Raw genomic sequence first — 2,018 nt, 5'->3', positions numbered from 1 at the left:
GAACAGGGGGGCTTCTTTGGCGGCCTTTTTGTCGACCGTGCGCATGCCCTGAAATATGCGCTGCTCGAGAATGGCGGCCATCCAGAGAGCATCATCGAGGTCCCGCGGGAGATTGAGCTGGAGTTTCGCACCAGCTCATGAGCGCCGCAGCGTCACATTTCGCAAACAGATATCCTCGACGAGGTGAGCCGGACGTTGAACGAAAGCAACCTTAGCCCAATGCAGGCTTGCCGTACCAACCGCGCCCGTCCATGCCGTACGCCAATAATGGGATCGGCCTTAGCAGAGCATCCAGCTTAACTGCCACAGCTCTCTGTTCGTGCCACCTACCAATGCTAGCAATTGATCGCGTCGCCAGAAACATGTCACTTGGCGAGTAATGAACACAGACCGATCGTCGCGCGGGGAGTCCGCATGCAAGATCAATCAAACTCTCTCCTCGTCGACGGCAGCGCTTTTGAACTCAATTCTTCTCGTGCTGATACGCTGCGCAGCGAGATCTGCTCCACTGCCAAACTCTCTTTCCTGATGGAAGCACATGATGGCCTCTCGGCTGCAATCGTCGAGCGCGCAGGCTTCAAGGGCATTTGGGCGTCCGGCCTATCGATTGCCTGCTCGCTCGGCTATCGTGACGCCAACGAAGCATCGTGGAGCCAGTTTGTTGATGTGGTTGAACGCATCGTAGATTCGAGTCAACTGCCCGTGCTGGTGGACGGCGACGGCGGTTTCGGGAACTTCAACAATGCTCGTCTGCTAGCTCGTAAACTCCGCGTGCGCGGCGTTGCGGGTGTTGCGCTGGAAGACAGCTGCTTTCCGAAGCTAAACTCGTTTGTTGGCAGCCGTCACCCCCTCGCCGACGTTGACGAATTCTGCGGACGGTTGCGCGCCGTGAAGGACACGGTTGCAAACGAGCTCGTGCTTGTGGCCCGGATCGAAGCGTTAATCGCCGGACACGGAATGAACGAAGCAATCGCACGGGCTCACGCATACCGTGAAGCCGGAGCTGACGCGATCCTGATTCACTCACGAAGCAGCTCTGCAGACGAAATCCTTTCGTTCGCAGATGCTTGGCAGAACAGGTTGCCCGTCATTATTGTTCCAACGAAATATTATCGGACACCGACTTGCGAGTATCGTCGCGCCGAGATCTCGACGGTCATTTGGGCCAATCACTCGATGCGCGCGGCAGTCGCCGCAATGCGACGGGTCTGCGGCCGCATCTTCGCTGAAGAGCACGTTGCAAACGTCGAGCCCGATATCGCCTCCCTCGAAGATATTTTTGAACTGTTCAGCTATGACGAACTCGCCGAGGCCGAAACGCGATACCTGTATCCCAACAAGCTGCAGCATTAGCGTCATTCGCTATCGGCCAGGCCTAGGTTTGCTGCTCCATGCCAGAGATGTGTCGACAGACTACGCCTTTGGCGAACCACAAAGATTGAGCGGCTAGCACGATCAAATGACTGTCAAGAACGCAACTATCCTCGCCGCCGGCATCGGCTCTCGCCTTCGGCCGCTCACGGACCTCCGGCCGAAGCCCCTGGTCGAAGTCAACGGTACTCCGATTCTCTACAAAGCGCTCAGAAATTTGGAAGCTGTCGGGGTCAAAGAGGTGACGCTCGTGGTCGGTTATCGCAAGCACGCTATTCAATATGCGTGCGGGCATCGATTTGGCGCGCTCGCGATCAACTATGTGACATCGGCGGCTTTCGACCGTACCGGAAGCGCCTATTCGCTGTGGCTCGCGCGTGACGCGCTGCTTTCCGGAGATTGCTTTCTCCTCGAGGGCGATGTGTTCTTCGAGGAAAGCGCGCTGGGACATCTGCTGGACAGCGGACTGAGCGACGTGGCGGCAATCGTTCCGTTTGACGAATCCATGGAAGGCTCGGCAGTCCTGTTAACGGAAAGCGGCATGATCTCGCAGTTCCGTATGAGGCAAACCGGTGCAAACCTAACTGCGAATGGCCCGCAGCTTTTCAAAACGATGAACCTATTCCGATTTTCATCGCCGACCCTCA

At 57.0% G+C, this 2,018-nt stretch carries 2 protein-coding genes; both read left to right on the top strand.

The genetic code is table 11. The features are described 5' to 3' along the window. Positions 1-414 precede the first annotated feature (414 nt). Positions 415-1,353, top strand: coding sequence for a phosphoenolpyruvate mutase (gene aepX, locus XF30_RS11290; RefSeq protein ID WP_109142726.1), 939 nt, complete (start codon positions 415-417; stop codon positions 1,351-1,353). Between the two features lie 106 nt (positions 1,354-1,459). Next, on the top strand, positions 1,460-2,018 hold a 559-nt coding region (locus XF30_RS11285), incomplete at its 3' end, for a phosphocholine cytidylyltransferase family protein (protein ID WP_109142725.1).

It is taken from the genome of Bradyrhizobium sp. SUTN9-2 (assembly GCF_003122645.1).
GTDB classification, from domain to species: Bacteria; Pseudomonadota; Alphaproteobacteria; order Rhizobiales; family Xanthobacteraceae; genus Bradyrhizobium; species Bradyrhizobium yuanmingense.
Note: the sequence above shows the minus strand (reverse complement) of the source record. Positions and strands in the feature narration are given on the sequence as shown.